The sequence below is a fragment of the Cellulomonas sp. SLBN-39 genome, from assembly GCF_006715865.1.
Taxonomy (GTDB): Bacteria; Actinomycetota; Actinomycetes; order Actinomycetales; family Cellulomonadaceae; genus Cellulomonas.
Genome location: NZ_VFOA01000001.1, coordinates 1,760,582 through 1,783,103, shown reverse-complemented (window position 1 = coordinate 1,783,103; position 22,522 = coordinate 1,760,582). Strand labels below are relative to the sequence as shown.

30 protein-coding genes are annotated in these 22,522 nt (G+C 76.1%); 20 read left to right on the top strand and 10 right to left on the bottom strand.

Annotated elements, in window-relative coordinates; genetic code table 11:
* Positions 1–56: 56 nt before the first annotated feature.
* From FBY24_RS08220 to FBY24_RS08200, 5 genes are all read left to right on the top strand, one after another.
* On the top strand, positions 57–599 hold the full coding sequence (locus FBY24_RS08220) for a hypothetical protein (protein ID WP_142159673.1): 543 nt from the start codon (positions 57–59) through the stop codon (positions 597–599).
* Positions 596–997, top strand: coding sequence for a DUF2809 domain-containing protein (locus FBY24_RS08215; protein ID WP_142159671.1), 402 nt, complete (start codon positions 596–598; stop codon positions 995–997). The genes FBY24_RS08220 and FBY24_RS08215 overlap by 4 nt, the downstream gene beginning before the upstream one ends.
* Positions 998–1,077: 80 nt before the next feature.
* Complete coding sequence (locus FBY24_RS08210; protein WP_142159669.1) at positions 1,078–1,407, top strand: helix-turn-helix transcriptional regulator; 330 nt, start codon at positions 1,078–1,080, stop codon at positions 1,405–1,407.
* Entirely contained in the window at positions 1,404–2,087 is a 684-nt protein-coding gene (locus tag FBY24_RS08205) for a cation diffusion facilitator family transporter (RefSeq protein WP_142159667.1), read from the top strand. The genes FBY24_RS08210 and FBY24_RS08205 overlap by 4 nt, the downstream gene beginning before the upstream one ends.
* A 118-nt stretch (positions 2,088–2,205) precedes the next feature.
* Complete coding sequence (locus FBY24_RS08200; RefSeq protein ID WP_142159665.1) at positions 2,206–2,490, top strand: hypothetical protein; 285 nt, start codon at positions 2,206–2,208, stop codon at positions 2,488–2,490.
* 20 nt (positions 2,491–2,510) lie between these two features.
* Here the strand turns inward: FBY24_RS08200 and FBY24_RS08195 are convergent, their stop codons facing one another.
* Positions 2,511–2,681, bottom strand: a complete 171-nt coding sequence (locus FBY24_RS08195) for an SDR family oxidoreductase (RefSeq protein WP_142159663.1) — start codon at positions 2,679–2,681, stop codon at positions 2,511–2,513.
* 49 nt (positions 2,682–2,730) lie between these two features.
* On the opposite strand from FBY24_RS08195, the gene FBY24_RS08190 reads away from it, so the two are divergent.
* The 3 genes from FBY24_RS08190 to FBY24_RS08180 all read left to right on the top strand — a co-directional run bounded on the left by FBY24_RS08190 (position 2,731) and on the right by FBY24_RS08180 (position 4,482).
* Positions 2,731–3,153 carry a hypothetical protein gene (locus tag FBY24_RS08190; protein WP_142159661.1) on the top strand — a complete coding sequence of 141 codons (423 nt, stop codon included), beginning with the start codon at positions 2,731–2,733 and terminating at the stop codon, positions 3,151–3,153.
* Between the two features lie 73 nt (positions 3,154–3,226).
* Positions 3,227–3,505 carry a hypothetical protein gene (locus tag FBY24_RS08185; protein ID WP_142159659.1) on the top strand — a complete coding sequence of 93 codons (279 nt, stop codon included), beginning with the start codon at positions 3,227–3,229 and terminating at the stop codon, positions 3,503–3,505.
* 5 nt (positions 3,506–3,510) lie between these two features.
* Positions 3,511–4,482, top strand: coding sequence for a DUF2332 domain-containing protein (locus tag FBY24_RS08180; RefSeq protein WP_255432297.1), 972 nt, complete (start codon positions 3,511–3,513; stop codon positions 4,480–4,482).
* A gap of 15 nt (positions 4,483–4,497) precedes the next feature.
* Here FBY24_RS08180 and FBY24_RS08175 read toward each other — a convergent pair whose 3' ends face one another.
* Positions 4,498–5,283 carry an SDR family oxidoreductase gene (locus tag FBY24_RS08175; protein WP_142159656.1) on the bottom strand — a complete coding sequence of 262 codons (786 nt, stop codon included), beginning with the start codon at positions 5,281–5,283 and terminating at the stop codon, positions 4,498–4,500.
* A gap of 121 nt (positions 5,284–5,404) precedes the next feature.
* Here FBY24_RS08175 and FBY24_RS08170 point away from each other — a divergent pair, with 121 nt between their 5' ends.
* Positions 5,405–7,162 carry a bifunctional diguanylate cyclase/phosphodiesterase gene (locus tag FBY24_RS08170; protein ID WP_160158460.1) on the top strand — a complete coding sequence of 586 codons (1,758 nt, stop codon included), beginning with the start codon at positions 5,405–5,407 and terminating at the stop codon, positions 7,160–7,162.
* A gap of 38 nt (positions 7,163–7,200) precedes the next feature.
* On the top strand, positions 7,201–7,863 hold the full coding sequence (locus tag FBY24_RS08165; protein ID WP_142159652.1) for a DUF4241 domain-containing protein: 663 nt from the start codon (positions 7,201–7,203) through the stop codon (positions 7,861–7,863).
* A gap of 9 nt (positions 7,864–7,872) precedes the next feature.
* Here FBY24_RS08165 and FBY24_RS08160 read toward each other — a convergent pair whose 3' ends face one another.
* Positions 7,873–8,217 (bottom strand): GNAT family N-acetyltransferase, encoded by a 345-nt coding sequence (locus FBY24_RS08160; protein WP_370510977.1) that lies wholly within the window; start codon positions 8,215–8,217, stop codon positions 7,873–7,875.
* 177 nt (positions 8,218–8,394) lie between these two features.
* Between FBY24_RS08160 and FBY24_RS08155 the strand changes: the two genes are divergently transcribed.
* The 4 genes from FBY24_RS08155 to FBY24_RS08140 all read left to right on the top strand — a co-directional run bounded on the left by FBY24_RS08155 (position 8,395) and on the right by FBY24_RS08140 (position 12,198).
* Complete coding sequence (locus FBY24_RS08155; protein WP_222117221.1) at positions 8,395–9,645, top strand: MFS transporter; 1,251 nt, start codon at positions 8,395–8,397, stop codon at positions 9,643–9,645.
* Positions 9,646–9,688: 43 nt separating this feature from the next.
* On the top strand, positions 9,689–10,822 hold the full coding sequence (locus FBY24_RS08150; protein ID WP_142159647.1) for a winged helix DNA-binding domain-containing protein: 1,134 nt from the start codon (positions 9,689–9,691) through the stop codon (positions 10,820–10,822).
* An 83-nt stretch (positions 10,823–10,905) separates the two neighbouring features.
* Complete coding sequence (locus FBY24_RS08145) at positions 10,906–11,454, top strand: DinB family protein (RefSeq protein ID WP_142159645.1); 549 nt, start codon at positions 10,906–10,908, stop codon at positions 11,452–11,454.
* Positions 11,455–11,553: 99 nt separating this feature from the next.
* Entirely contained in the window at positions 11,554–12,198 is a 645-nt protein-coding gene (locus tag FBY24_RS08140; protein ID WP_142159643.1) for a hypothetical protein, read from the top strand.
* Between the two features lie 9 nt (positions 12,199–12,207).
* Here the strand turns inward: FBY24_RS08140 and FBY24_RS08135 are convergent, their stop codons facing one another.
* Complete coding sequence (locus FBY24_RS08135; RefSeq protein WP_142159641.1) at positions 12,208–12,930, bottom strand: DUF5701 family protein; 723 nt, start codon at positions 12,928–12,930, stop codon at positions 12,208–12,210.
* Between the two features lie 172 nt (positions 12,931–13,102).
* On the opposite strand from FBY24_RS08135, the gene FBY24_RS08130 reads away from it, so the two are divergent.
* A complete protein-coding gene (locus FBY24_RS08130; RefSeq protein WP_142159639.1) occupies positions 13,103–13,486 on the top strand; it encodes a hypothetical protein in 384 nt (127 codons plus the stop codon).
* Here the strand turns inward: FBY24_RS08130 and FBY24_RS08125 are convergent.
* Both FBY24_RS08125 and FBY24_RS08120 read right to left on the bottom strand, forming a co-directional pair.
* Positions 13,473–14,078, bottom strand: a complete 606-nt coding sequence (locus FBY24_RS08125) for a bifunctional 2-polyprenyl-6-hydroxyphenol methylase/3-demethylubiquinol 3-O-methyltransferase UbiG (protein ID WP_142159637.1) — start codon at positions 14,076–14,078, stop codon at positions 13,473–13,475. The genes FBY24_RS08130 and FBY24_RS08125 overlap by 14 nt on opposite strands.
* On the bottom strand, positions 14,075–14,584 hold the full coding sequence (locus FBY24_RS08120; protein WP_174243475.1) for an NUDIX domain-containing protein: 510 nt from the start codon (positions 14,582–14,584) through the stop codon (positions 14,075–14,077). The genes FBY24_RS08125 and FBY24_RS08120 overlap by 4 nt, the downstream gene beginning before the upstream one ends.
* 91 nt (positions 14,585–14,675) lie before the next feature.
* Here FBY24_RS08120 and FBY24_RS08115 point away from each other — a divergent pair, with 91 nt between their 5' ends.
* The 4 genes from FBY24_RS08115 (at position 14,676) to FBY24_RS08100 (ending at position 18,075) form a co-directional block, all read left to right on the top strand.
* Complete coding sequence (locus tag FBY24_RS08115) at positions 14,676–15,986, top strand: MFS transporter (RefSeq protein ID WP_142159635.1); 1,311 nt, start codon at positions 14,676–14,678, stop codon at positions 15,984–15,986.
* Positions 15,987–16,103: 117 nt separating this feature from the next.
* The gene (locus FBY24_RS08110; protein ID WP_142159633.1) at positions 16,104–16,469 is read left to right on the top strand and encodes a YciI family protein; all 366 of its coding nucleotides are present in this window, start codon (positions 16,104–16,106) and stop codon (positions 16,467–16,469) included.
* Positions 16,466–16,807 (top strand): YciI family protein, encoded by a 342-nt coding sequence (locus FBY24_RS08105; RefSeq protein ID WP_142159631.1) that lies wholly within the window; start codon positions 16,466–16,468, stop codon positions 16,805–16,807. The genes FBY24_RS08110 and FBY24_RS08105 overlap by 4 nt, the downstream gene beginning before the upstream one ends.
* On the top strand, positions 16,804–18,075 hold the full coding sequence (locus FBY24_RS08100) for an RNA polymerase sigma factor (RefSeq protein ID WP_142159628.1): 1,272 nt from the start codon (positions 16,804–16,806) through the stop codon (positions 18,073–18,075). The genes FBY24_RS08105 and FBY24_RS08100 overlap by 4 nt, the downstream gene beginning before the upstream one ends.
* Positions 18,076–18,082: 7 nt before the next feature.
* Here FBY24_RS08100 and FBY24_RS08095 read toward each other — a convergent pair whose 3' ends face one another.
* The gene (locus FBY24_RS08095; protein WP_142159626.1) at positions 18,083–19,363 is read right to left on the bottom strand and encodes an Nramp family divalent metal transporter; all 1,281 of its coding nucleotides are present in this window, start codon (positions 19,361–19,363) and stop codon (positions 18,083–18,085) included.
* Positions 19,364–19,471: 108 nt separating this feature from the next.
* The gene (locus FBY24_RS08090) at positions 19,472–20,107 is read right to left on the bottom strand and encodes a YgjV family protein (RefSeq protein ID WP_142159624.1); all 636 of its coding nucleotides are present in this window, start codon (positions 20,105–20,107) and stop codon (positions 19,472–19,474) included.
* Between the two features lie 102 nt (positions 20,108–20,209).
* Between FBY24_RS08090 and FBY24_RS08085 the strand changes: the two genes are divergently transcribed.
* A complete protein-coding gene (locus FBY24_RS08085; protein ID WP_142159622.1) occupies positions 20,210–21,292 on the top strand; it encodes a GNAT family N-acetyltransferase in 1,083 nt (360 codons plus the stop codon).
* 6 nt (positions 21,293–21,298) lie between these two features.
* Here FBY24_RS08085 and FBY24_RS08080 read toward each other — a convergent pair whose 3' ends face one another.
* Together FBY24_RS08080 and FBY24_RS08075 are read right to left on the bottom strand one after the other, a co-directional pair.
* Positions 21,299–21,601: a DUF4287 domain-containing protein gene (locus FBY24_RS08080; protein WP_142159620.1), complete on the bottom strand. Its 303-nt coding sequence runs from the start codon at positions 21,599–21,601 to the stop codon at positions 21,299–21,301.
* A gap of 93 nt (positions 21,602–21,694) precedes the next feature.
* Positions 21,695–22,477 (bottom strand): SRPBCC domain-containing protein, encoded by a 783-nt coding sequence (locus FBY24_RS08075; protein ID WP_142159618.1) that lies wholly within the window; start codon positions 22,475–22,477, stop codon positions 21,695–21,697.
* Positions 22,478–22,522: the final 45 nt, after the last annotated feature.

Genomic DNA, 22,522 nt, shown 5'->3' with positions numbered 1-22,522 from the left:
GGTGGATCCTGTGAACACGCCCCCGCGTACGGACCGGCCGTGGCAGGGTCGCCGGCATGGGGGCACCGCGCACGGTCACGCACGTCCTGGTCACGCTCGCCGTCACGGCGACGCTCGCGTCGTGCGCCGGACGCGCGCCCGGCGGGCCGGTCAGCGCGGTCACCGACCCGGCCGCACCGCCGACGGGCACGATCGCCTGCGCCATGGTCGAGGGCGTCGAGCTCCCGCCGGAGTGCATCCCCGTCGACGTCGAGGCGAACATGGCCCTCAACGACGCCTACCGCCAGCGCATGGACGTCAGCGCCGACCAGGTCGCCGCGGCCGAGCCCGAGCGCGCCGCCGTCGAGGCCGCGCTCACGGGACTCGTCGACACGCCCTGGACCGGCGCGAGCGTCGCCGACGCCCTGACCGCTGCAGGCATCGACGAGGACCGTGCCAGCGTCGTCTCCGTGGGCGACCGCGACGCCCCCGAGCAGGTCGAGGTGATCGTGAGCAGCACCGAGACCGCCGTCTGCATCGTCGGCCAGATCGACGCCGCCGGGGTGGAGGTCGCCAGCGAGGGCATGATCGGCGACGGCGGGTGCGTCCCGGCCCAGTGAGCCGCCCTGCGCCCCCGGCCCCCGAGGCCGCTCCCCCGCGCCGACGCACCGTGCTCGCCGCGGCGGTCGTCGGCACCCTCGTCGCGGGGCTGCTCGTCTCGCGCGGCACGGGCCTGGCCGCGGACCTCGCCGGCGGAGCCCTGTACGCCGTGCTCGTGCAGCTGCTGGTGCTGCTCGCCGCACCCCGCACCCGGCCGCTCGTCGCCGGCGCCGTGGCGCTCGGGCTGTGCTGGGTCGTCGAGCTCGCCCAGCTCACCGGCCTGCCCGCGACGGCGGTCGACGCCTGGGCGCCGCTGCACTACGTCCTGGGCAGCACGTTCTCCGCCCGCGACCTGCCCGCCTACGCCGCCGGCGTCGCAGCGCTCACCGCGATCGACGCGACCCGCAAGGCCCGCTGAGCACCGCGCCGTCGGCCCGGGGCGGGAGCGGTCCACGCACCGCACCACCATGAGTACACGCTTCGCTGTACTCTCGCCCGGTGGAGACCGTCACGACGACGCACACCGCGGCGCTCGCGCGGCTCGGGCACGCGCTGTCCGACGAGACGCGCACCCGGGTGCTGCTCGCGCTGCGCGAGGCGCCCGCCTACCCCGCCGACCTCGCCGACGCGCTCGGCGTCAGCCGTCAGGTCATGTCGAACCACCTGGCGTGCCTACGCGGGTGCGGCCTCGTCGAGGCGGTCCCCGACGGGCGGCGCACCTGGTACCGGCTCGCCGACCCGCACCTCGCCCCCGCGCTCGACGACCTGCTGCGGCTCGTCCTCGCCGTCGATCCCGGGTGCTGCGGCCCCGCGTGCACGTGCGCATGAACGCCGCGACCGCACCGACGCCCGCCCGCCGGTCCGTGCTCGCCCGGCGGGTCCGCCTCGTCGTCGCGGCGACGATCGCCTACAACGTCGTCGAGGCCGTCATCGCCCTCACCGCCGGGACGGCGGCCTCGTCCGCGGCACTGGTCGGGTTCGGCCTGGACTCGCTCGTCGAGGTGCTGTCGGCCGCGGCGGTCGCGTGGCAGTTCGCCGCGCCGGCCCCGGAGCGGCGCGAGCGCACCGCGACCCGGCTGATCGCGGTGTCGTTCTTCGGGCTCGCCGTCCTGGTGTCCGTCGAGGCGGTGCGCGCGCTGCTCGGTGCGTCCAGCCCCGAGATCTCGACGGTCGGCCTCGTGCTCGCCGCGGTCTCGCTCGTGGTCATGCCGGGCCTGTCGTGGTTCGAGCGGCGCACCGGCCGCGAGCTCGGGTCGGCGTCGGCCGTCGCGGACTCGAAGCAGACGCTGCTGTGCGCGTGGCTCTCGGCGGTGCTGCTGGTCGGCCTCGCGCTCCACAGCACCCTCGGCTGGTGGTGGGCCGACCCCGTCGCCGCGCTCGTCATCGCCGGCTTCGCGGTGCGCGAGGGCCTCGAGGCGTGGCGCGGCGACACCTGCTGCACCCCCGTCGGCCGGCTGGTCGAGGGCGCCACCCCCGCAGCGTGCACGGACGGCTGCTGCGGCGACTGAGCGCCCCCTGCGAGCTGGAGGGCACGGACGCGGCACGCCCGCCCGTCACGACGGCGACGCCCGCGTCACGCGGGACGCTACGGTCGGCGCAGGCGTGCGCGGCACGCACGGACGAGGGGTGGGAGCGACGGTGGAGCAGGACCATGTGCGGGCCGGCTGGCGGGCGCGATGGCAGCGGCGGTGGCTGTCGTGGGGCGGTGCCGTGACCGCGGTCGGCCTCGGCAACCTCGTCGCGGCGCTGAACTGGAACGCGATCGCCAAGAGCCAGGCGGCGGGAGAGTCTCTCTCCACCGCGATGGCGTCGGGGGCGGCGTCGCAGCGGTACGCGATCTTCGGCTTCGCGCTGCTGGTCGTCGGGCAGCAGATGGTCACCCGCCGCGCCCGGGACGTGCCGGGCACCTGACGGGCGACCGGCGCGCCGGGTCAGCGGGAGGACCAGCCGCCGTCGGAGGCGATGGTCTGGCCCGTGACCCAGTCGGCCTCGTCGCCGAGCAGCCACCCGACCAGGAGCGCGGTGTCGGCGGGGGTGCTCCAGCGGCCGCCGGGGTTGAGCGCGGCGATCGTGCTCGTCGACGACAGCACCCCCACCTGCACCGACGGCTGCCACGACGACTGAGGGTCGACCTTGCGTCATGCTGCCCGGATGACGCCGCCCGCCGACTCCGTCGCGCTGCCCGTCGCGTCCATGTCGGACGAGCAGGTCGACGACCTGGTGACCATGCTGCTGTGGGCCGCGGAGGAGGAGTCGCCCGTCGCTGAGGTCCCGGGCAGGGTCGTCACCCACAGCGTCGACGGGTCCCGCGTCGAGCACGGACCTTGGGTGCCCGACGAGTGCGGGGCCGTCCTGCAGCTTCTCGTCGTCGACGGCCTGGTCGGCGTGCACCAACGGGACCTGGACGGCAGCACGACGGAGATGACGCCGGCGGAGACGGCTGCTGTGCTGAGGTCGGTCGAGGACGCACCCCGCTCCGTCGTGCTGCGCCTGACCTCCGAAGGCGCACGCCCCCGCGCTGACCAGGTCAGACGCCTGGTGGCGACGCAGGAGCCCAGAGCCTCGGAACCGTGACGGCGGCGCTCCCCGGGACGCTACGGTCGGCGCAGGCGTGCTCGGCACGCACGGGCGAGGGGGGAGAGCAACGGTGGAGCAGGAGCAGGTGCGGGCCGGCTGGTGGAAGCGGTGGGTGATGCGGTGGATGTCGTGGGGCGGCGCCGTGACCGCGATCGGCCTCGGCAACCTCGTCGCGGCGCTCAACTGGAACGCGATCCAGAAGGGCTTCGCCCAGTCGGCCGGAGCCCACGACATCATGGTCGCGAGCGCCGAGGCGGCGTCGCAGCGGTACGCGATCTTCGGCTTCGCGCTGCTGATCATCGGCCAGCAGATGGTCACCCGCCGCGCCCTCGACGAGCCCGGGCGCTGACGCCCGTGGACCCGGACCTCCATCTGGGCCACGTCCCTCTCGCGGCGGCCTACGCGGCCTTCGCGCAGGTGGAGGCCCGCGGCTCGTCCGCGTCGTACGAGGAGTGGGCGGCAGGGATCGCGAACGACGAGTCCGTCCTCGCCCTCCTCGCCACCCTGCCGCCGGGACGGCGTCAGCCGAACCTCGTGCTCGCCGCGGCCCGCCTCCACGGTGCGGACGGCCCGTACGCGGCGTTCCGCCGCACCCTCCTCGACGAGTGGGAGCGGGTGCGCGCGACGGTGCTGCACCGCACCACGCAGACCAACGAGGCGGGCCGGTGCGCGACGCTCCTGCCGGTCCTCGCCGGCCTGCCGCAGCCGCTCGCGCTGCTGGAGGTCGGCGCCTCGGCCGGTCTGTGCCTGCTGCCCGACCGGTGGTCGTACCGCTACGACGACGGGACGCACCTGGACCCGGCCGACGGCCCGTCGCCGGTCGTGCTGCCGTGCACGCTGGGACCCGGCGTCGAGGCACCGGCCGCGATGCCGCAGGTCGTGTGGCGTGCCGGCCTCGACCTGGCACCCGTCGACGTGACGGACGCCGACGCGTGCGCCTGGCTGCGCACACTCGTCTGGCCCGAGCACGACGACCGGCGGGTACGCCTGGAGGCCGCACTCGACGTCGCGCGCCTCGCCCCGCCCCCGGTCGTGCGGGGCGACCTCCTCCACGGCCTCCCGGCGCTGGCGGCGACGGCACCGCCCGAGGCGACGCTCGTGGTGATGCACAGCGCCGTCCTCGCCTACGTCGAGCCGGGCGCCCGCCGTGCGTTCGCGAGCACGGTGACGGCGCTGCCCGGTCACTGGCTCAGCAACGAGGGCCGTCGGGTGCTCGACCTGCCGGGCTCCGGCGACGACGACAGCCGGTTCGTCGTCGCGCTCGACGGTCGACCGGTCGCGCTGGCCGACCCCCACGGGCGTGCGCTCGACCCGCTCCCCCGCTGACCCGGCCCGCCGAGGTCAGCGGGAGGACCAGCCGCCGTCGGAGGCGATGGTCTGGCCCGTGACCCAGTCGGCCTCGTCGCCGAGCAGCCACCCGACCAGGCGCGCGGTGTCGGCCGGGGTGCTCCAGCGGCCGCCGGGGTTGAGGGCGGCGATCGCGGCACGCGCCTCGTCGTCGGCGTAGCCCGTGTCGTTGGGGCCGGGGTTGACGCAGTTGACGGTGATGCGGCGCGGGGCGAGGTGCACCGCGAGGCTGCGGGTGACCTCGTGCAGCGCCGCCTTCGACGCGATGTACGGCAGCTCGCCCGGCATCGCGCCGTGGTACTGGCCGGACGTGAAGAGCACCGCCCGCCCGCCGGGGCGCGCGTCGTCGTGCTGCGCCGCCAGCGCCTGCACGAGCAGCAGGCTCGCGCGGGTGTTCACGGCGTACGACAGGTCGAGCTCGGCGGCCGTGAGGTCCTCCAGGGTCTGCGCGCTCGAGCGGGCGTGGTTGGCCACGACGGCGTCGACGTGCCCGAACGCGTCACGCGCGGCGTCCACCAGCGCGGCAGGGGCCGCCGGGTCCGCCAGGTCGGCCGCGACGTGCTCGACGCGCCCGCCGGCGGCCCGCAGCTCGTCGACGAGGGCCTCGGCGCCACCGGCGTCCGCGCCCCACGGCTGCTCCGCGTCGTGCGGGGCCCACGAGTGCAGCAGCAGCGCACCGCCGTCGGCGACCACGCGCCGGGCGACCGCCGCACCGATGGCGATGCGCCGGCTCGCACCCGTCACGACCACGACCCTGCCGTCCAGCGCACGCCTCGTCATCGGGCGATCCTCCCCGGCCGCCCGCCGAGGCGCACGGGCACATGCGCGGTGCGACGGCGGTCACGCGTCCGAGGTCGCCGCAGGGCTTCCGTCCAGGACCCCGCGTGCCGATGAGAGGTGCATGACCTCCGCACCCGCGCGCGACGGGACGATCCGCGTCCTGGTGCGGACCACGGCGTACCTGTACGCCGTGGGGGGCGTCGGCGGGACCCTGATGTCGGTCGAGCTCATCCGGCAGGGTGCCCCGCGGGGCGTCCTGCTGCTCGTCGTCGCTCTCGGCGCCATCGCCCAGGCTCCGCTGCTCGCCGGGTTCGGCGCCCGGCTGCCGCGGTGGACGCTGAGCGCCGTCGTCGCCGTGGCTGCGCTCGCCCTGGGCGCCGGCACGTTCCTCGCGCCGGACCCGGTGGTCGCGGTCGCCGCGGCGGCGATGACGGTGCTGGTGTCGGTCCACGCGATGCTGTTCTTCGGCTGGCGCGAGGGGTGGAGCCACGTCGTGGGCGCCATCGCGCTCCAGGTGGTGGCGCTCGTCGCCGTGCACCACGTGCCGTGGCTGGTGTGCGCCGCGCTGGCCGTGCTGTGGCTCGGCATCGCCGGGGCCGTCGGGGTGCTGGCGCGGCAGGCGTCGAGCGCACGGGTCGACGCGCTCACCGGCCTGGCCAACCGGCGCGGGTGGGACGGTGCGCTGGAGGACGCGATCGACCGCGCCACCCGGCGCGGGGACCCGCTGTCCGTGGCCCTCGTCGACGTCGACCACTTCAAGGTCGTCAACGACGAGCGCGGGCACGCCGCCGGCGACGCGCTGCTGCAGGCGATCGCCGCCGCGTGGGTCCACGACGGCCCGTCCGACGTCGTGCTCGGCCGGCGGGGCGGCGACGAGTTCGCGGTCCTCATGCCCGGGCTGCGCGGCGAGCAGGCCCGCGTCCTGGCGGAGACGCTGTGCGCGGGCGCCCCGGTGGCGACGTCCTGCGGCGTGGCCGAGCACGTGCCCGGGGAGTCCGCGTCGGAGCTCCTGCGGCGCACGGACTCCGCCCTCTACGCCGCCAAGGCGGCGGGCCGCGGCCGCACCGTCCTGTCGTCGAGCCCGCGGCACGGGCTGTCGCGCGACCTGCTGCTCGCGCTGGACCGCGGCGAGGTCGGCGTCGCGCTCCAGCCGATCGTCGAGCTCGCGACCGGCCAGGTCGTGGGCGTGGAGGCGCTCGCCCGCTGGCAGCACGCGGAGCACGGCGCCGTGCCCCCGACGGACTTCGTCGCGGTGGCGGAGGAGTCCGGGCTGATCGGCCGGCTCGGCGAGGCCGTGCTGCGCCAGGCGTGCACCGACGCGCTCGACCTGCAGCGCCGGTGGGGACGCCCGGTGGACCTCGCGGTCAACGTCTCCGGGCGCCAGCTCGTGGAGGACGGGTACGGGCAGCGCCTGCGGGCGACCCTCGCCGAGGTGGGGTGGCCCCCCACCCAGCTGGTGCTCGAGGTGACCGAGAGCGTCGTCGACGCGTCGCAGCTCGTGGCCCTGCGCGAGCTGGCGCGGCTGCGCAGCTTCGGCATCCGCGTGGCCGTCGACGACTTCGGGACGGGCTGGTCGTCGCTCAGCCGGCTCGACGAGCTGCCGGTCGACCACCTCAAGCTCGACCGCTCGTTCCTCACGCACGTCACGTCCTCGCCGCGCCGCACCGCGATGGTCCGGGCCCTGCTCGGTCTGTGCCAGGAGCTCGGCATCGACGCCGTGGCGGAGGGCGTCGAGACCGCCGACCAGGCGGCGCTGCTGCGGTCGCTGGGCTGCCCGCTGGCCCAGGGCTTCCTGCTCGGACGACCGGCGCCGGTCGCCGAGCTCGCGCTGGCCGGCCCGGTGCGGACCACGGCACCGCCCGTCCGCCGGCCGGGCTGACGTCTCGCCGTGCAGGAGCCGTGCGCCATCCTGCGCGCATGGACGTGACGACCTTCTCCGCGCTGCGCACCGGCGCCGCCACCCAGACCGACGGCCGCCCCGCGACGCTCACGGTCCACGACGTGGGCACGCTGCGGGTGCCGTCCGGCCTGGTCCGCGCGTGCGACCCGTTCATGTCGCTCGAGGACGGCCCGGTGTTCGCGGTCCCGCCGGGCGACCACCCGGTGCGCGTGACGATCGCTGACGTCTCCCCCGCGCTGGACGGGTCGCACCTGCGCGAGGCCTACCTGACGCTCGTCGTCGCCGACGGCACGCCCGCCGCGGTGACGTACGCCGACGCCCACCCGGAGGGACCGGCACCCGAGGGCGAGGTGTGGGGCGTGGGCGTCGACACCGGCAGCGTCGCGCTGGTCGACCTCGGCGCACTCACGCGCTGCATGCCCGCAGACCCGCGCACCTGGTACGACGAGGTCGTGGACCACGCCGGCCCCGACTCGTGGTTCAACCGCATGGAGGACGCGGTGCCGCGCCCGGGCATGGCGGACATCGTGCTGCCGTCGGCGCCCGCCGGGGAGAACGTCGTGATGACGCGCTCCGGCTGGGGCGACGGCTTCTACCCGGTGGTCGTCACGCACGACGCGACGGGCCGGCTCCTCGGCCTGCACATCGACCTGCGGGTGGTCGGCGAGGTCGTCGTCTGAGACCTGGCGTCAGGGCGTGGCGTCGGCGACGACGTCCGCGTGGTCGGGGTGGGACCCGACCCACGCCGCCATGAACGGGCACTGCGGCACGACCCGGTAGCCGCCGGAGCGTGCGTCGTCGAACGCCCGCCGCGCGAGCGCCGACCCGACGCCGCGCCCCTCCCACGCGTCCTCGACGACCGTGTGCGTCAGCACCCGGGCGCCGTCCTCCCGCGCGACGTACACGGCCACCCCGGCCCGCTCGTCGCCGACCCATGCCTCGTACCGGTGCCGCTCAGGCACGTCCCGCACCTCGACGTCCGTCATGCGCCCATGAGACCACTTCCGTCCGGTCGCCGCGGTCAGGCGGCTCACGAGCCGGCTCGACTTGCGGGGGGAGGTCGACGACGCACCGGCATGAGGCGTGCGGGGTTGTCGACGGGATCCACACGCCCGGCCTTGTCGGTCTGAGGTCGCTCTCTCCGTTGGAGATGAGACGACCTCAGGTCAATAAGGCTGGGAGGACGCCGGGACTGCACCTAGGGTGCGTCGGTGCTCCGTCGTGCTCTCGAGACCGCCCTGCCCGCGCGCCTGGGGCCGGCGTTCCGGTGGCTCGTCGCCTCGTCGTGGTCGACGAACCTCGGCGACGGGCTGCTGCTGGCCGCCGGCCCGCTGCTGGTGGCCTCGCGGACCGAGGACGCGTTCCTCGTCGCGCTGGCCGCGCTGCTGCAGTGGCTGCCGCCGCTGCTGTTCGGCCTCTGGGCGGGCGTCGTCACCGACCGCGTCGACCGGCGGCGGCTCGTGGTCGGCGTCAACGTGGTGCGCGTCGCGGTGCTGGCGGCGCTGGCGACGGCGGTGGCGGTCGACACCGCGCCGATCGCGCTCGTGCTGGTCGCGCTGTTCGTGCTGGGCACCGCGGAGACGTTCGCGGACAACGCGGCGGGCACGCTGACGCCGATGCTGGTGCGGCGCGACGACCTGGCCGTGGCGAACGCCCGCCTCCAGGCCGGGTTCGTCACGCTGAACCAGCTCGCCGGCCCGCCGCTCGGCGCGGCGCTGTTCGCAGCCGGGCACGCCCTGCCGCTGGCCGCGGACGCGCTGCTCGTCGCGGCCGGCGCCGTGCTGGTCTCGCGGCTGCGCCTGCCCGCACCCGACGGGCCGCCGCGCGAGCGCCGGCACGTGCTGGCGGACGTCGCCGAGGGGCTGCGGTGGACGTGGCACCACGCGGCCGTGCGCACGCTCGTGCTGACCATCCTCATCTTCAACGTCACGTTCGGCGCCGCGTGGTCGGTGCTGGTGCTGTACACCCAGCAGCGGCTCGGGCTGGGCGACGTCGGGTTCGGCCTGGTCACCACCGTGCAGGCCGCGGGCGGCCTCGTCGGGATCGCCGCCTACGGGTGGCTGACGGCGCGGGTCTCGCTCGCGGGGCTGCTGCGGATCGGGCTGGTGATCGAGACGGTCACGCACCTGGCGCTGGCGCTGACGACGCAGGCGTGGCTGGCGCTGGGGATCTTCTTCGTGTTCGGCGCCCACGCGTTCGTGTGGGGCACCACGTCGGTGACGGTGCGGCAGCGGGCGGTGCCGACGCACCTGCAGGGGCGGGTCAACTCCGTGAACCTCGTCGGGGTCTACGGCGGCCTGGTCGTCGGCGCGGCGATCGGCGGGGCGCTCGCGCAGGCCTTCGGGGTGACGGCACCGTTCTGGTTCGCGTTCGTCGGGTCGGCGGTGTTCGTCGTCCTGATCTGGCGCCAGCTGCGGCACGTCGCGCACACCGACGCCGCACCGCCGCCGTCGGACGACTGACGCCGCGGTCGCCGGTGTCGGTGCCCTGCGGTGGAGTGGGACCGTGACCCTCACGGCGGACGACCTCAACCGGGCGACCCTGGCGCGCCAGATGCTCCTCGCCCGCGAGGACGTGCCGGTCGAGGACGCGGTGCGCCGGGTGCTGGCGCTGCAGGCGCAGGACGCCGCGGGTCCGTACGTGGCGCTCGCCAACCGGGTCGCGGCGTTCGACCCCGCCGCCGTCGACGCCGCCTACGCCGCGGCCCGCCTGGTCCGCTCGACGCTGCTGCGGATCACCATCCACACGGTGCACGCCGACGACCACCCGACGCTGCACGCCGCGGTGCTGCCGACGCTGCGGGCGTCGTGCCTGAACGACCCGCGGTTCACGGTGAGCGGGCTGACCCCGGCCGACGCGGACGACGTCGTCGCCGGGCTGCGCGCCCTGACGGCCGTGCCGCGCACGCAGGACGAGATCGACGCGTGGCTGCGCGAGCGTGTGGGCCCCGACGCCGCACCGGCGGCGTGGTGGGCCGTGCGGCGGTTCGCGCGCCTGCGCCACGTGCCCGACGGGTCGACCTGGGCGTTCGCGCGCCGGCGCACGTACGCGGCCACCGGGGACGACGCCGAGCCGGACCGCACGCCGGCCCTCGCGGCGTACGCGCTGCGCTGGTTCGCCGCGTTCGGGCCCGGCACGGTGGCCGACGTCGCGCAGGCCGCGATGGTGCGGCGCGGGGACGTGCGCGCCGCGCTCGACGCGGTGCCGGGCGCGCTCGTCGAGGTCACCGGGCCCGACGGCCGGCCGCTGCTCGACCTGCCCGACGCCCCGCGCCCCGACGGCCGCACGCCCGCCCCGCCACGGCTGCTGGGCATGTGGGACAGCGTGCTGCTGGCCCACCACGACCGCAGCCGGGTCGTGCCGCCGCAGCACCGCGCCCACGTGACCCGGCGCAACGGCGACGTGCTGCCGACCCTGCTGGTCGACGGGCGCGTGGCCGGGGTGTGGCGGCTCGTCGACGACGGCGTCGAGGCGACCGCTCTCGACCCCCTGCCCGACGACGCGTGGGACGGGCTGGCGGAGGAGGCCGCACGCCTGCTCGCCTGGGCCGCCCCGCGCGACCCGGCGCTCTACGCCCGGCACACCCACTGGTGGGCGTCCCTGCCCGCGGACGGGCAGCGGCGCGTCCTGCCCGGCTGACGGCCGACCCGGTGGAGCGAGCCACCGGTGCTGCGGCCGGAAATGTGCTGAGGGTCGGGCCACGGGCGCGGGATGCTCACCCCATGGACACCCCCGGCACGATCACGGTCGAACGCACCGACCCGCCGCTGAGCGGCTCCGAGGCGCAGACCCTCCTGACCTTCCTCGACTACCACCGCCGCACGCTGCTGCTCAAGGCCGACGGGCTCGACGCCGCCGGCCTGGACCAGGCGCTCGCGCCGTCGACGATGACCCTCGGCGGGCTGCTCAAGCACCTGGCGTACGTGGAGCACCACTGGCTGCACGTGGTGCTGCTGGGCCTGCCGCCGGTGGAGCCGTGGGCGTCGGCCGACTGGGACGCCGACCCGGACTGGGAGTGGCACAGCGCGGTCGACGACTCCCCCGAGCAGCTGCGGGACCTGTTCACCCGGTCCGTGGCGCGCTCGGAGCAGGTCGTGGCCGACGCGCTGACCCGCGGCGACCTCGGCCAGGTGTCGGTGCGGCCGCAGCGCGGCACCGGCGAGCACTACTCGCTGCGGTGGATCCTCGTGCACCTCGTCGAGGAGTACGCCCGCCACAACGGCCACGCGGACCTCCTGCGCGAGGCCGTCGACGGCACCACCGGCGAGTAGCGGGCGCCGCCGGTCGGGTGACTCTTCACCGAGCAGTCCCCGACCGACGGGCCGCGGCAGTACCGTCGCCGGGACGGACGGACAGCGGGGGACGGTCGGATGGCAGAGCACGCGTTCGTACGGCTGAGCGCCTGGTACCACGGGCTCGGCCTGCACGGGGTGCGCGACCTGGCCGACCTGGACGGGGCAGAAGGCCTGGTGCACGAGGACGACCACGACCCGGAGCACTACGCGGTCACGATCGCCACCGGCGTGCACACCGGTGGCGTCGGCGTCGCGACGCAGCAGCTCGACGGCCCGCCGGCGCTCGTCGAGCCAGGATGGGAAGCGGTCGTCGACGTGTCGGTGCACGTCGGCACCGACGGCCCGGCACGCGTGATCGCTCCGGCCGGGCTCGCCGGTGAGGCCGAGCCGCCCGCGCTGAGCGACGGTCGCACAGGATGGTGGCGCCTGCGTGTCCACGCACGCGGACGGAACCTGCGGTGGGACGGCGCAGGGCCGCTGCCGGGCGAGCCGCTCGACGAGCTCTTCCTCGTCCAGGCCTGGAAGGCGTCGCCGTCGGGCGGCCGGGTGCACGCGACCGACGGGGACGCGTGGGAGCGGTCGGCCTCCGCGGCGCGCCGTGCCGCAGCGGCGACGCGCACGGGTCCGGTCTCGGTGACGGGCACGCTGCGGCGCGTGGGGCCGACCGCGGGCGGCCCGGGCCGACGGTGGGCGCAGGGCCCGCGCCCGCCTCGGGCATGACGCACCAGGTCAGGGGCTCAGGCGCGTCGTCGCGGAGGCCAGGCCGAGCCAGGTGTGCGGGTTGCGGTCCCAGCACCAGCCGAGCTTGGCGCGCCGCTCGCTGATCCACACGGCGGGCACGCGCTGGTTCGTGCCGGTCCGCGAGCCCGCCAGCGAGTAGCAGCGGTTCGGGCGCAGCACGTCGGGGCGCACGACCGTGAGGAGCACGCCCTCGAGCATCGTCAGCGGGGTGCGGCCGGCGTCGAGCACCGCGGCCGTGGCCTGCTCGGGGGCGGTGCCGCACCACGTGGACCCGGTGTCGACGCCCACGAGCAGGTACGGCTCGGCGGGCACCTCGACGCCGTGCGCGGGCAGGTAGGCGGCGGCCTCGTCGGGCGGGACCACGCTGACGCCGAGCCGGCCGCCGCGTCGCATCGCGGGGGCGACGGCGTTGACGTCGAGGGCGGGCAGGACGAGGACGAACGGCACCGCGTCGTCCGGCGCACCCGCCCAGGCGGTGCTGCCGGGCTGCGGGAGGGCGTCGAGGTGCTGGCGCAGCGCGTCGGCCCGGGCACCGAGCGCGTCGGCGTCCCAGCCGAGGGTGGCGGCGACGCCGCTCTCGACGAGCGCCCGCACCTGGCGGTCGAGCTCGTCGGCGTGCGGGGCGGCGGGGTCGACGGCGGCCGCCGCGGGCGAGGGTTCCGCGAGGACCGTGGGCAGTGCGGGGTCGACGGCGACGACGGGGACACCCATGCGGACCTCCGGGAGGGGTGCGGGAGCGGAGAAGGTCCAACGCCGTCGGCACGACGCGTGTTCCCTCGCAGGTCGCAGGCCCGGACGGGTGCGGTGCGCGCCCGTCAGTGGTTGCCGGATCGCAACACGTTCGCCACCCGGGATGCCCGGATTGCCCCGTATCCTCCGGCGCATGGGAGTCTCGTTGCACTGGTCCGCCTCGCGCGGCCACGCGCTGTCGTCCGCCGAGGAGGCGCAGCTGCGGGGCCTCGTCGCCGCGCACAACGCGTCGTTCGCCTACGACGCGCAGACGCTGCAGATCGATCCCCCGCAGCAGGACGGGCCCGTGCTGCAGGGCTCGACGCAGCTGCCCTCGGCCGACCCGTTCGCGACGTTCCTGGGGCTGGCGCACTGGTGCCAGGCCCTGACGGACATGCGCCGCGCGCTGCCCGACGCCGTGTGGGAGGCGCACGTGGACGGCGAGCCGGTGCCGTGGGACGACGCCGAGGGCTACGGCTGGCCGGAGCAGCGCGACCCCGCCCTGATGGCGGAGATGCAGCAGCTCATGCGCCGGTGACAGCCGGGCGGGTCCAGACCAGGGACCACCGCCAGTAGAGGTGCCGGCGCCACCGGGCACCGGGCAGCACCTCGGCGACGACGCGGCGCATCGACGCGTAGCTCTCGTGCGGCGGCCACACGGTCGGCGACGGGTGCTCCCAGTAGCCGCGGGCACGCCGGGCGACGGCATGGGCGACGACCGCACCGATCTCGTACGGCACGTCGGCGGGCGAGTCCGAGCGCGCGACGCCCACGACGACGAGCCGGCCACCGGGAGCCACCAGCGCGGCCATCCGCGCGAGGCCCTCCCGGGCGTCGAGGTGGTGCAGGGTCGCGACCGACGCGACGACGTCGAAGCCGCCGAGGGGCAGCGGGTGCGTGAGCACGTCCCCCTGCACGTAGGCGGGTCCGCCGCCGGCACGGCGGGCCTGGTCGAGGCCCGCGGCGTCGAGGTCGATGCCGGTGACGTCCGGGACGACCTGCCGGAGCCGCCGGGCGAGCATGCCCTCGCCGCAGCCGACGTCGAGCGCGGTCCGCGCCCCTGCGGGCACGGCGGCGAGGACGAGCCGGTGGTAGTGGGTGTTGTGGTTCCAGCGCCGGTCGTCGCTCATCGGGCCAGCGCCGCGACCAGGGCGTCGACGACGGGGACCTGGCCGGCGACGAGCTTCTCACGGGCCTCGTCGTAGCCCCACCAGGCGGCGCGGTCGACCTCGGGGACGACGACGACGCGGCCGGACCGCGGGGGCCACGTCACCTCGACGGTGCTGACAGCGCGCTGCGTCAGGTCCTCGCAGGCGGGGTCCTCGTCCGAGCCGACGAGGTCGGCCGGCACCTCCAGCGCGAGGACGACGACGGTCTTGCCGGACGTGTAGCGGAACGCACCGAGCTCGACGAGCGGGCCCGTGGGCACGGGGACGCCGATCTCCTCGACGAACTCGCGCCGGGCGGTCTGCTCGTGGCTCTCGCCGGGCTCGACGAGACCCTTGGGCACGGACCACGCCCGCGCGTCCTTGCGGGCCCAGAACGGACCACCCGTGTGGGCGAGGAGCAGGCGGGGCGCGGGCCCGCGGTGGTGCAGGAGCAGTCCTGCGCTGGTGGGCGGCACGGGGTCGATCATCGCGCACCGCGCCGACGATCGTGACCGTTTCGTGTCCTGGACCGGACGCTAGTCATTTTAGTCGACCTGTTGAGTTGATACGGTTTGTGACATGCCCACCCCCCGCACACCCGGGGCGTTCTGGTGGCTCTGGACGTCCTCCGCGTTGTCGAACCTCGCCGACGGCGTGCTCAAGATGGCCGTGCCGCTCGTCGCGCTCCGCTACACCGACTCCCCCGCGCAGATCGCCGGGCTCAGCCTCGCCATGGGGCTGCCCTGGCTGCTCGTCGCGCTGCCCGCCGGGGCCCTGGTCGACCGGTGGGACCGGCGGCAGACGATGCTCGTGGCGAACACCGTCCGCACGCTCGTGCTCGTCGTCGTGCTCGGCGTCGCGATGGCCGGCCACGCGAGCATGGCGTGGCTGTACGCGGCCGCGCTCGTCGTCGGCGTGGCCGAGGTCTTCTACGACACGACCGCGCAGTCGATCCTGCCGCAGGTCGTCGGGCGGGACGCGCTGCCCCGTGCGAACGGGCGGCTCATGGCCGCCGAGCTCACCGCCAACCAGTTCGTCGGCCCGCCGCTCGGCGGCCTCCTCGCCGCGGCGGGCGTCGGGCTCGCGTTCGGGGTCCCGGCGGGGGCGTGGGCGCTGGCCGTCGTCGCGCTCGTCGCCGTGCGCGGCACGTTCCGCACACCCGTCGACACGTCCGCACCCCGCACGTCGCTGCGCGCCGACGTCGCCGAGGGCCTGCGCTTCCTGTGGAACCGCCCCGCGCTGCGCTCGCTCGCCTTCATGACCGGGCTGCAGAACCTCGCCTCGACCGCCGGCGGTGCGGTGTTCGTGCTGTGGGCCGTCGGGCCCGGCTCCGCGCTCGGCCTCAGCGAGCCGGGGTACGGCCTGCTCGGGACCACCCTGGCCGTCGGGGCCGTCGGCGGGTCGCTCGTCGCCGCGCGGGTCGCCGACCGCGCCGGCCTGACCCTGACGCTCGCCCTGTCGGTGCTGGCCAGCGCAGCGATGCTCGCCGTCCCCGCGGTGACGTCGCAGATCGTGCTCGTGGGCGCCTCCTACCTGGCCGCCGGCCTGGGCATGGCCCTGTGGAACGTCACGGTCGTCTCCCTGCGCCAGCGGCTGACGCCGGACCGGCTGCTCGGACGGGTGAACAGCGCCTACCGCCTGCTGGCGTGGGGCACCATCCCGATCGGCGCGGCCGTCGGCGGGGCGCTCGCCGAGCTCGCGGGCATCCGCATCGTGCTCGTCGCCTCGGCCGCGCTCACCGTCGTCACGCTCCTGCTGCTGCCCGCGATCACGGCCGCGCGCATCGACGAGATGGAGGACGCCCCGCACCCCGACCGCGCGGCACCCACCGACCCCGTCCCCGCGGTCGCCACGCCCGGGATGCCCGTCAGGGGTGCCGAGGACGCATAGGGCGGCGCCGCCCGATGGACCGCACCACGCCCGCCGCGTCGCGCTGTCGAAAACGGGACCTCTCGACCGTCACCCGTCACGACGGGCACAGTGGGTGCCGCGACGAAGGGGACGACGATGAGCGACGCGACGACGTACCTCGTGCTGCTGTGGGGGCGCGAGGAGGAGTGGGCGGACGCCGACGAGGCGACCGTGGCCGCCGCGATGGCGGAGCACGACCGGTTCACGCAGGCCCTCGCGGCGGGTGGGCACGAGATCGTGGGCGGGGACGCCCTCGCACCGGCGGCCACGGCCCGGGTGGTGCGGCGCGGCGACGACCCGGACGACCTCACCGTGACCGACGGACCGTACGCGGAGGCCGTGGAGCAGCTCGGCGGGTACTACGCGGTGCGGACCGCGGACCTGGCCGGGCTCACCGCTCTGGTCGGGATCGTCGTCGGCACCGGCACCGTGGAGATCCGACCCGTCGAGACGTACGCATGAGGTTCGTCGTGCTCGTCTACCAGGACGAGCGGGTGTGGCTCGAGGCCGACGACGCCGCGCGGGAGCGGTGGACCGCCCAGCACGCGGCCTTCGACGCCGGGCTGCGGGACGCAGGCGTGGAGCTCGTGGCCACCGAGGTCCTGCACGGCGTCGACGCCGCGACGACGTTCCGCCGCCGGGGCGGCGACGTCACGCTGACGGACGGGCCGTTCGCGCAGACCGCGGAGCAGCTCGGCGGGCTGTACGTGCTCGACGCGCCCGACCTCGACGCCGTGACCGGGGCGCTCGGGCTGCTGCCGGAGTACACCCTCGAGGTGCGACCGGTCGCGGCGCTGTGAGCACCCCCGCGGCCGGCACGGACGCCGACGTCGACGCCGCGCTCGCCGCGGCGTGGCGCGCGCACTGGTCGCACCTCGTCGCGCTGCTCGTGGGCCAGTTCGCCAGCCCCGACCTGGCCGAGGAGGGCGTGGCCGACGCGTTCGAGGCGGCCGCGCGCACGTGGCCACGCTCCGGGGTGCCGGACAACCCCGGGGCGTGGCTGCTGACCACGGCACGCCGCCGCGTGCTCGACCGCCTGCGTTCGCGCGCGGTCCACCGGCGCAAGGAGCCGCTGCTCATCGTCGACGAGCAGCTGCGCGCCGTGGCCGCGCAGACGCAGGACCCGGGGGCGCACGTGCCCGACGACCAGCTGCGGCTCGTGCTCACGTGCTGCCACCCGGCGCTGGCGGTCGCCGACCGGGTGGCCCTGACCCTGCGGTTCGTGGTCGGGCTGCGCACGCAGGACGTGGCCCGGCTGCAGCTCGTGCAGCACACCGCGATGTCGGCGCGGCTGACCCGGGCCAAGAAGCGCCTCGCCACCGCCGGCATCGCGTTCACCGTGCCACCGCCCGAGCGCCTCGACGAGCGCATGGACGCCGTCACGACCGTGCTGTACCTGCTGTTCACGGCCGGGTACCAGCCGTCCGACGCCCCCGGCGGGCTGCGCGTCGACCTGGCCGACGAGGCCATCCGGCTGACCCGCGAGCTGGACCGTCTGCTGCCGGGCCGCGCCGACCTGCGCGCCCTGCTCGCGCTCATGCTGCTGCAGCACTCGCGCCGCGACACGCGCCTGGACGCGGCGGGCGCGCTCGTGCTGCTGCCCGACCAGGACCGCACGCGCTGGCACCACGACGAGATCGCGCAGGCCGTCGACCTGCTGGGCACCGTCCCGCCGGGCGACGGGCGCGCCGAGGAGTACCGGCTGCAGGCGCTCGCCGCCGCGGAGCACGCCACGGCGGCCCGCCCGCAGGACACCCGCTGGGACGTGGTGGCCGCCCGGTACGCCGAGCTCGAGGCCCGCACCGGCTCGCCGGTGGTGCGGCTGGCCCGTGCGGTGGCGGTGGCGGAGGGTACGGGGCCGGAGGCGGGCCTGCGGCTGCTCGACGGGCTCGACACGGACCTGGCGCACCACCACCGGCTGCCGGCGGTCCGCGGCGAGCTGCTGCTGCGGGCGGGCCGGGCCGCGGAGGCGGCCGCCGAGCTGGAGCGGGCGCTGGCGCTGGCACCGGCGGGTGCCGAGCAGGACCACCTGCGTCAGCGCCTGGCGGATGCGCGCACCCCGGGGTGAGGACGGGTCAGCCGACGACGAGCAGGCCCAGCAGGGCGAGGTTGAGCGCGACGACGAGCGCGACGACGACGCACAGCACGCCGTGCACGACCGGCCCGCTGCGGTCGGCGCCCATGACCGACCGGTCCCGGGTCAGCCGCACGAGCGGGACCATGACGAACGGGATGCCGAAGCTGAGGACCACCTGGCTGAGCACGAGGGTCCAGGTCGGGTCCGCCCCGAGGGCGAGCAGCACGACGGCGGGCACGATCGTCACGACGCGGCGCACGAGCAGCGGGATCCGGCGGTGCAGCAGGCCGGCCATGATCGTGGCGCCCGCGTAGGCGCCGACGGACGTGGACGCGAGCCCGGACGCGAGCAGCCCGACGGCGAAGACCACGCCGATCGCCGGCCCGAGGGACGCGACGATCGCGGCGTGCGCGCCCTCGATGGAGTCGGTGCCCTCGACGCCCTGCAGCGCGGAGGCCGCGAGCAGCAGCAGCCCGATGTTCACGGCCCCGGCCACCGCGAGCGCGGTGGCGACGTCCCAGCGGGTCGCCCGGAGCAGCAGGCGCCGTCCCTCGCCCTCGGGGGCGCGCCCGTGCCGGTCGCGGACCAACGCGGAGTGCACGTAGATCGCGTGCGGCATGACGGTGGCGCCGAGCATGCTCGCGGCGAGCAGCACGGAGTCGGAGCCGTCGAACCGTGGCGCGAGGCCGGCGAGGACGCCACCGGCGTCGGGCGGGCTGAGCACGAGCCCGGCGAGGAAGCCGACGGTGATGACGAGCAGGAGCGCGACGACGACGGCCTCGAACCGGCGCTGGCCGTACCGGTCCTGCGTGGCGAGCAGCAGCAGGGACGCGGCGCCGACGATCACGCCGCCGAGCGGCAGCGGCACCCCGAAGAGCAGGTGCAGGGCGATGGCGCCGCCGACGACCTCGGCGACGTCGGTGGCGGCGGCCACGAGCTCGGCCTGCGCCCAGAACGCGAGGCGGCTGCGGCGCCCGAGCCGGTCGCCGAGGATCTCGGGCAGCGACCGGCCGGTGACGAGCCCGAGCTTGGCGGACTGGTACTGCACGAGCACGGCCATGGCGTTGGCGGCGACGAGCACCCACAGCAGCAGGTACCCGTACCGTGCGCCGGCGGTGAGGTTGGCGGCGACGTTGCCCGGGTCGACGTAGGCGACCGCGGCGACGAACGCGGGCCCGAGGAGCACGGGGATGCGCCCTGCCGGCCGGCCGTGCGGGCCTCGTCTCGGCGCGTCCGTCGTGCCGTCCGCCACACCCACCGGCGACCCGTTGTCGCGCATGCCCCACCTCCGAAGTTCGGCCGTCCGAACTCTACGCCGACGGTTCCGCGAAAGACGACGGCGCCGCACCCTCTCCCAGGGTGCGGCGCCGTGCGGGGCGAGGCGAGGTCAGGCGGCGACAGGGCGCTCCCACGAGCCGTCGGGCAGCGGGCGGAAGCCGACGCGGTCGAGGTAGGCGCGCGCGTTGGGCGGGGTGGTCGGGACCACGAGCCGGTCGAGGCCCTGCGCGGCGAAGACGTCGCTGTGCCGGTACACGAACTCGCCCGGCGTGAAGTCCCGGAACCGGGGCGTCACCCAGTCGAGCACCACGACGCCGCTGCCGTCGCCCGCGGGGCGCACGAGCACCACCCCGACGGTCTCGTCGCCGCGCACCACGAGGAACGCGAGCTCGTCGGCGGCCGGCACCGCGTCGGCGGCGACGGGCACGGTGCGGAACCGGGCGACGTCGTCGGCGTGCACCGCCAGCACGTGGTGCAGGTACGCGTCGTCGGGGGCGACCTCGACCACCGCGTACACGGCGGCGTCGCCGCGCTCACGGTTCAGGCGCCACAGCCAGTACACGTTGATCAGCGCGATCGCCGCGTTCATCGCGGCGAACGGCCAGATCTCGATGACCGCGTTGTAGGCCGTCGCGATCACCGAGCCCACGAGGTTCATCACCCGGAAGCGCCACACGCGCGCCTGCATCAACGACACGACGACGAGGACCGACCCCGTCCACCCCACGATCTCCAGCCACAGCACCGACAGAGGGTAGCGGTCGCGCACCGGCCCGCCCGCGGGACCACCCGGGCCGGCGGCGCAAATGAGTCGCGCGGCACACCCGACCGGGCGCACGGTGGTGCCATGGTCACGACGACGACGTGGACGATCCGGGCGATCACCCCCGAGCACCCCGACCCCGCCCTCGTGCGCGGGCTCGTCGCGGCGGCCGACGCGGTCGTGGTCGACCGGTGGGGCACCGACGACTTCTGCACGTCCGAGACGGAGGTGCTGTCCCAGCTCGCGCACCAGGAGTACACCGGGCGCGTGCGGCTGGTCGGGGTGGTCGACGACGAGGTCGTCGGCTACGCGAGCCTCGACCTGCCGGTCCGGGACAACACGCACACCGGCTGGCTCGACCTCGGCGTCGTGCCCGCCCACCGCGGCCGGGGCCTGGGCACGGCCCTGCACGGCGCGGCCCTCGACGCCGCGCGCGCGGCCGGCCGAACCACCCTGATGTGCAGCGTCGACCAGGCCGTCGAGCCGCCCGAGGGGCCGGGCACGCTCGCACCGTCGACCGGCGTCGGCCGGGTGCGGGCCGACGACCCGGGCGTGCGGTTCGCCCGCGCGCACGGCTGGTCGCTGGAGCAGGTGGAGCGGCACTCGCGCCTCGACGTGCCCGTCGACCCCGACCGGCTCGCCGCGTTCCGCGCGGACGCCGAGCGCGCCGCCGGGCCCGACTACCGGGTGGTCACCTGGACCGACGTCTGCCCCGACGCGTACGTCGACTCCTACGCCCGGCTGGTCCAGAGCATGAGCACCGACGCACCCGTCGGCGGCCTCGACCTCGGCGAGGACGGGTGGGACGCGCAGCGGGTGCGCACCCAGGAGCAGGTGATCGCCGAGCGCGGCGACCACCTGCTGACCACCGCGGTCGAGCACCTGCCCAGCGGGGAGCTCGCGGCGTACTCGTCGTTCCACGCACCCGCGCGCAGCACGCAGTTCGTCTGGCAGGACGACACCCTCGTGGCAGCCGCGCACCGCGGGCACCGCCTGGGGATGCTGGTCAAGGCCGTGCAGCTGCAGCGGCTGGCGGCCGAGCGGCCCGACGTGCGCCGCGTGAGCACGTGGAACGCCGAGGAGAACCGCTGGATGCTCGCGATCAACGTGGCTCTCGGCTTCCGCCCCGCGGGCGGCGCCGGCGAGTGGCAGCGCCCGCTCGCCTGACGCCGGTCAGGCCGTCGGCCAGTCCGCGGGGCGCGTCGCGACGCCGTCGAGCCACAGCCGGTCGCTCGCGTCGCGGTGCGTGCCGCTGGTGCCGACGTGGGTCGACGCGATGCGGTCGCCCTTCGTGACGACGTGGACGATCGCCATGGCGTGCCCGCGACCGAGACCGTGCTCGGCGGCGAGCCACTCGACGACGGGGCCGGCCTTCGTCCCGGGGCCGAAGCCCCGCTCCGTGGCCTGCGCGAGAAGCTCGCGCGGGGTCAGGCCGGTCTTCTTCTCGACGGCGTCGAGGTAGGCCTGGAAGGACATGGCGGCTCCCGGGGGGACGACGGCAGGGTCCGCCCATCTTCCGCCGCCGGACGCGCGGGCGACACCCCCGGGTGCCCGGGACGCCGCCGGGGCTCAGGCGTGCTGCACGGACGCGGGCTGCAGGACGGGCACCTCGGCGGCGGCCCACCACGTCTCCCAGCGTCGGGCGACCTCGTCCTGGCCGTCACGGTCAAGGCCGTACACGGAGAGGGTCGCGGTCACGAGGCCGTACGGGGGACGGTGCGCGGGCGGGGCGACCAGCACGTGCAGCAGGGCGGGCGTGCCGGTGAGCGCGACCCCGACCTGGTGCTCGGAGCGGAAGACGACCTGCCCGCCGACGGGCGTCCCGTCCGGCCGGATCCCCGCGACGTGCACACCGACGGGCACCGAGCCGAGGCCCGCCAGGCCCGCGCGCTCGAGCAGCGGGGCCTCCGCCGGCCCGGCGTCCTGCTCGCAGACGGCCAGGACCATGCGGTCCTCGCCGGGGTGCGCCTCCAGGGCGTGCTGCAGCCGCAGCAGCGCGGCGATCCACGCCTCCCCCGCCGGGCAGTAGACGCCGTCGTGGCGGGCCTGCATCTCCTGCGGCCGGCGCGTGAACGTCACGCGCGTGCGCATCGGGTTGCCGGGGTGGCCGACGACCTTGAGCGAGTCGCCGCGGCGCGGCCACGAGATCGCGTGGATCGCGCCCGCGTCGTGCTCGGCGCGCACCACGCGCACGCGGTCGCCGAAGAACGTCGCGCGGATCTCCTCGTCGAGGTGGGGCCGCTCCCCGCCGAACCAGCGGCGGATCAGCCGGGCGTCACGCAGGTGCGCCCAGACGGTGGCCGGGGGTGCCTCGATGTCGAGCGTCACCAGGGGGCGGTGGAGGAGGGTCATGGCGGGCTCCGATCATCCTGTCGTCAGGACAAGGGATCGGACGGC